The organism is Bradyrhizobium pachyrhizi, from assembly GCF_001189245.1.
GTDB classification, from domain to species: Bacteria; Pseudomonadota; Alphaproteobacteria; order Rhizobiales; family Xanthobacteraceae; genus Bradyrhizobium; species Bradyrhizobium pachyrhizi.
In genome coordinates this window covers 204,193-209,580 of the sequence record NZ_LFIQ01000088.1, presented here as the reverse complement: position 1 = coordinate 209,580, position 5,388 = coordinate 204,193, and the positions used below count along the sequence as shown (strand labels likewise).

Here is a 5,388-nt window from a genome sequence, read left to right as displayed (position 1 = left end):
AACAATCTGCCGCAAAGGGCGGTATCGTCCCGGAAGGAATGATCGAGCGCGGCGCGCCGCTCCATCGCATCTACGTGGGCCGCGCCGAGATTGGGGAGGCTTGGTCAAAGCGCTACGGGAAAAAGCGGGGTTACCTCTCCCCCAAGCTCGATGATCCCTCGTTCAGTGTGGCGCCCTGTGCGACCTTGCTCGACCGATGATGGCGACGAAGCGTCATCGCTCATGCGTGGCTGCTGTGAGCACCGGTCGAGGCATATTCTCCGCCACCCCGGCCGATTCCAACGGGCGGGTCTCCGCGAAAACGGTCAAGCGCGTCCATGCCGTGCCGCCGATGCAAACCGCACCTAAGCAAGCGAAGGTCTCGCGCCAAGCCAGCGAAGGCACCCCGATCTGCGACAGGGCGAACATCACATGATGGCCAGCGATAGCCGCAGGGACGGCGAATGCGGCTGCGATCGCGATGCGCAAGGTCCGGGACCGACTGACCGCGACGGCGACCTGACCGGCAGCAAGCGTCGATGCGCCGGAGACCAATCCGATAAGCAGCGCCCCGACGACGCCGGCCCCGCCATGAAATGCCAACATCCCGACGCTGAGTGCGACGAAAAACGGCAACGCATAGACCGCTAGCGCAAAAATCAGCCAGCAGAACAAACCGATACCAAGTGTGTTGAGGACAAGCCCAAGGGCAAGCATGGTGGTGGCTCCAATGCATGGATGTACTGGTCGCGCCTTCCACCACCACCGCGGCGCGGCTTCGGACGTAATATCGAAACGAGGCGGAGTTGCGGCGTGCAACTCCTCCCTGGAGGTGAGCAAGACGGCGCTCACGCGCCGCCGAACTTCCAGACGGGAATGCCAAGTCGCTTCGCCTTGTCGGCGAGGTTGTCCTGAATTCCCGTGCCCGGAAAGTGCATGACGCCGATCGGCAGGAACTCGAGCATGGCGTCGTTGCGTTTGAAGGGTGCTGCCTTGGCGTGCTTGGTCCAGTCGGGCTTGAAGGCGATCTGCGGTACCTTGCGATTGATCGCCCATTTGGATGCGATGAGTTCGGCGCCTTTCGGCGAGCCGCCATGGAGCAGGACCATGTCGGGATGCTTGGCATGAACCTTGTCGAGGCGCTCCCAGATGAGGCGGTGGTCGTTGAAGTCGAGCCCGCCGGTGAGTGCGATCTTGGGTCCAGGCGGCACCAGGACCTCGGTTTCGGCGCGGCGTTTTGCTGCGATGAAGTCGCGGGAGTCGATCATTGCTGCGGTGAGCGTGCGGTGGTTGACCAATGATCCCGATCGAGGACGCCAGGACGAGCCGGTGTGGACTTCAAAGCGCTCGATCGCCTGGTCGCGGAAGAGTTCTAAGCAATTGCGGCGCTCGATGAGCGTGATGCCCTCGGCCGTCAGACGCTCGAGTTCGACCGATCGCACCTCGGAGCCGTTCTGCTCGCGCTGGCTCTTATGCTGCGCCTGCTCGTTGTCGTCGAGCTGGCGTTCGACGCGATCGACGGCTCGATGGAACAAGTTGACGGTCGACCAGAGCAGATCGTCAAGGTCCGGCTCGAGCCGCGTGTCGTTCAGAGTCGCAACGAGGGCATCGAAGATATCGGCCACGGCACCGGAGATCATCTTGCCTTCGGGAAGCGGTCTCGGATCAGGCTGGTCGTCGAAAGGACGGTAACCGAAGAGCTGTAGTTCGGTGAGGACGTGGTCGGTCGGAGAAGAGGCGTGCGGCGGCTCGACGTCGTCATGGTCGGTCATGGAAGGAGGTCCTTTGCCGGGTTTGGCCGCGCCCTTCGCGGCCTTCGTGGCGGTCACTCAGACGGCAGGCGGAACGGGCCAGAACCCGAAAGGGCCGAAGCGGCAGCGGAGGATGGCGGAGGCCGGCTATTTTGCCTCGCGATGCAAAGCGTGCTGGCTAGACATATGATGTGTGTTTCAATTGCCGGCGCGCGGCGGAAAATAGCCGGACGCAGCCATTGCCGGCCCGGGCCGCTTGCCGTCCGATCGCCCTCTAGAAGGCCGAGGTCGCGTCCTCTTCCGGTATTGGCCTTGCCCATGACCGACCTGTCACGGTCGATCGAACCGTCGTGACCTATTCCGCGGGCACCGTCGACGAATGCAAGAAGCTGACAACGTCCTCTGGCACGAGTTGAATCGCCAACGTTGCTCTGAGGGCTCCGATACCGAAGATGTGCAGGTCTTCGTTGAAGTCGCCCAGCCGAGGTGACAGCGTGATAGCTTCAATGCCGGCGTCTTCTGCGCGCTGGGCCAGAACAGTCTGCGCCATATCTCCGGCGGCATCGGCGTCGCGGGCTATATAGAGCCGACGCAAGCCCGGCGGTAGCACCATCGCTGAGAGGTGATTGGCCGAAAGCGCAGCGGCCATCGGCATCGTCGGCAGCACGCAGCGCAGCGACAGCATGGTCTCGATACCCTCGCCGGCAGCGAGCACGTCGTCCGCCGTTCCGAACCGAACCGCGTTGCCAAGTAGGTTGCCCATGGCCCGTCGTGGCGTATCAATCGGCGCCTTGCCGAGTCGAATGCGATCAAAGCCGTGCGGATCGAGCCAGGTGCGATGCACGCCGGTAATCCTTCCATCGAGATCCGTGACGCGAGCGATCATCGCCGGCCAGGTTTCAGTGGGTGAATGCTCGTCTGGCCGATAGTAGCAGCGCGGATGGAAGCGCAAGCTGCCACCATGGTGGATATGGACTATTCCGCGACGCCGCAAATGCGTTTCAACGACAGTTCTCTCGATCGAACCAGATATCGCAAAGAGCCGACGGGCGGCCGCTTGCGATCCGTCTGGAACCGCTGGACGATCGGGTTTCGATGCGAATTCCGGCTCGGTACGAGGCAGCTTGAGAAATCGTCTTGCCTCCTCGGCGACCGCGCGGAATTCTCGCAAGCCCAGGCTTTCGCGGATGATGTCGAGGAGATCGCCATGCTCGCCGGTCGCGGCATCGGTCCACTTGCCGGCGGGCCCCTTCGGCGAGTCCTGCAGCCGCACGAACATCGAACGCCCCGGCGTGTTGTGGACGTCTCCGACCAGCCAGTACCGTCCCGCGCGCCTGCCATTGGAGAGATAGTGTCGGCACACCGCCTCGGCCTCGCGTGCGAGGCCGCGTGCCAGCTCGGAGGCGTCGTGAGACATCACGCGGCCTCCCGCTTACTGATGCCCGTAACCGAATAAGTTTCGAGCACTTTCGAAAGTATTTCGGCGCCGCTTGCGTCCGTAGGCACGAACATGCGGAGCTTCCAAGAGATGATCTCCCCAAACGGACCGTAAGCCCGCAGTCGGTCGCGCATCGTGTCATTGAAACCCGACAGTTCGATGCGGTAGGCGCCCATCACTCGTACACGGCGAAGCTGGAGCCCCTCCGCGAGCTCGAGGACGGTGCGCCCTTCCATTAGCGCAGCGAAGGCAGCGTCCGGCGTTAGCGCCGACGCGTCAGCTGCAAGGATGTTCGCGACCCAGGTCGCCGAGACCTTGCGACCGATGATGCGCTCGCCCGCATCGGTCTGGAGCCGATAGACCCGCGTCGACTCATTCGGCAGCCGTTTCCAGATCGGTAGCAGCAAGCCGGCCACGACGTGGATCGTGCTTTCCGTGAACTCGGGGACCTCGGCAAGCTCCGCCAACCAGGCTGCAGCAAAACGTTCACGATCCGCTTCGACCCAATGGCTTTCCGCCATCATCTTCAAGGGAAAGCTATGCTGCTCCATCGGCCGGATCAGGCGGACGCGCCGCTCGATCTCTCCGTCATCAAGCATGAAGCTCGGAGCCGGAAGCTGGACGGCGACACGGCCCGATCGCTTATTGATCAAGAGGACGGCACGATCGTCGGAACGACGAGCAAGAGCTTCATCAAGGCTCACGGGATGATTGCGCTGGCGCTGGGCGATCGTGAGAAGCCGGGTTTCGGCACCAGTGCCGGGATAGATCGTCCGTCGGTCTGTGACCAAAAAACTCTCCGCGCGGAGCGTTTCCAGCCCAACGTCGTAGGTGCCCGATGCGACGGCGCCCTCGATCCGAGAGGTCAGTAGCTGCTCGAAAACAGTGAACAGGATATTTTGAAGCTCGATCGTGAGCGCCAGCAGCCTGTTCAGGAACGTCGTGATCGGAGGCAGGTCATCCCTGAGTCCATTGGTGTCCGTGAGCTTCAGGCCGGTTGCATCCTCGAACCTCTCGAGCGAGCAGCCGTCGACCTTGCCGCGGGCCAGCAGGGTGTAGAGTTGGCGCAACGCATCGCGGCCATACTGGCTTTCGAGATTATCCTCGGGCCGGAACAGGCCCTGCCCTCCGGTCTGGCGCTGGCCGCGCGTGATGGCTCCCAACGTATCGAGCCGGCGAGCGATGGTGCTCAAGAAACGCTTTTCGGCCTTCACGTCGGTCGCAATGGGCCGAAACAGCGGCGGCTGCGCCTGGTTGGTCCGGTTGGTCCGGCCGAGCCCCTGGATCGCGGTGTCCGCCTTCCAGCCGGGCTCGAGCAAATAGTGGACCCGCAGGCGGCGATTCCGGGCCGACAATTCGGCGTGGTAACTCCTGCCCGTACCGCCCGCGTCGGAGAAAACGAGGATCCGCTTGACGTTGTCCATGAAGGCCGACGTCTCGGCGAGGTTGGCCGAACCGGCCCGGTTTTCGACGACCAGCCGCTCGCCCTTGCGAACGATGCGCCGCGAGCGGCCGGTCACTTCGGCGACCATATCGGTGCCGAAGCGCTGCACGACCTGATCGAGCGCCCCAGGCACTGGCGGCAGCGAGGCGAGCTTCTCGATGAGGTGGTCGCGGCGAGCGACGGCCTCCCGGCTCTCAACCGGTTGGCCGTCGCGATAGACGGGCCGGGAGCAGAGATTGCCCTCCGAGTCCGTGAACGGCTCGTAGAGCTGGACCGGGAAGGAATGGGCGAGATAGTCGAGCACGTACTCGCGTGGGGTGATATCGACCTGGACGTCGTCCCACTCCTCGGTCGGAATCTCGGCGAACCGGCGCTCCATCAGCGCTTCACCGGTCGAGACGATCTGGATGACGGCGGCATAGCCGGCGTCAAGATCGCGTTCGAGCGAGCGGATCAGCGATGGCGTCTTCATCGAGGTCAGGAGATGACCAAAGAAACGCTGCTTGGCGCTCTCAAAAGCGGATCGCGCGGCCGATTTGGCCTGGCCGTTCAGCGTGCCGGTCTCGCCGGTGATATTCGCGGCCCGCATCGCGGCATCGAGATTGTTATGGATCACGCTGAACGCGCCGGCGTAGGCGTCGTAGATCCGAACCTGCTCTGGCCTGAGCTGGTGCTCGACGGGTTCGTACTCGACGCCCTCGTACGACAGTGAGCGAGCCGCGTAGAGACCGAGCGCCTTGAGGTCGCGCGCCAGCACTTCCATGGCTGCGACGCCG

5 protein-coding genes are annotated in these 5,388 nt (G+C 63.4%); 1 reads left to right on the top strand and 4 read right to left on the bottom strand.

The features are described from left to right. Window positions 1-200: DUF736 family protein (locus AKL29_RS40880; protein ID WP_152977697.1), on the top strand; the 200-nt coding region annotated here is incomplete at its 5' end. A 13-nt stretch (window positions 201-213) separates the two neighbouring features. Here AKL29_RS40880 and AKL29_RS21310 read toward each other — a convergent pair. The 4 genes from AKL29_RS21310 to AKL29_RS45220 all read right to left on the bottom strand — a co-directional run. After that, window positions 214-696, bottom strand: a complete 483-nt coding sequence (locus tag AKL29_RS21310) for a hypothetical protein (RefSeq protein WP_050385491.1) — start codon at window positions 694-696, stop codon at window positions 214-216. Between the two features lie 131 nt (window positions 697-827). After that, the gene (locus tag AKL29_RS21305) at window positions 828-1,751 is read right to left on the bottom strand and encodes a DUF2493 domain-containing protein (RefSeq protein WP_050385508.1); all 924 of its coding nucleotides are present in this window, start codon (window positions 1,749-1,751) and stop codon (window positions 828-830) included. A gap of 334 nt (window positions 1,752-2,085) precedes the next feature. Then, the gene (locus AKL29_RS21300) at window positions 2,086-3,147 is read right to left on the bottom strand and encodes a DUF7146 domain-containing protein (protein WP_050385490.1); all 1,062 of its coding nucleotides are present in this window, start codon (window positions 3,145-3,147) and stop codon (window positions 2,086-2,088) included. After that, window positions 3,147-5,388 (bottom strand): strawberry notch C-terminal domain-containing protein (locus AKL29_RS45220; RefSeq protein ID WP_244482239.1); only part of this gene is annotated, 2,242 nt, incomplete at its 5' end. The genes AKL29_RS21300 and AKL29_RS45220, both read right to left, overlap by 1 nt.

Excerpts from the sequence above, each read along its gene's own strand:
- AKL29_RS21310 (WP_050385491.1), bottom strand. The coding sequence starts at position 696 with ATGCTTGCCCTTGGGCTTGTCCTCAACACACTTGGTATCGGTTTGTTC.
- AKL29_RS21300 (WP_050385490.1), bottom strand. The coding sequence starts at position 3,147 with ATGTCTCACGACGCCTCCGAGCTGGCACGCGGCCTCGCACGCGAGGCC.
- AKL29_RS21305 (WP_050385508.1), bottom strand. The coding sequence starts at position 1,751 with ATGACCGACCATGACGACGTCGAGCCGCCGCACGCCTCTTCTCCGACC.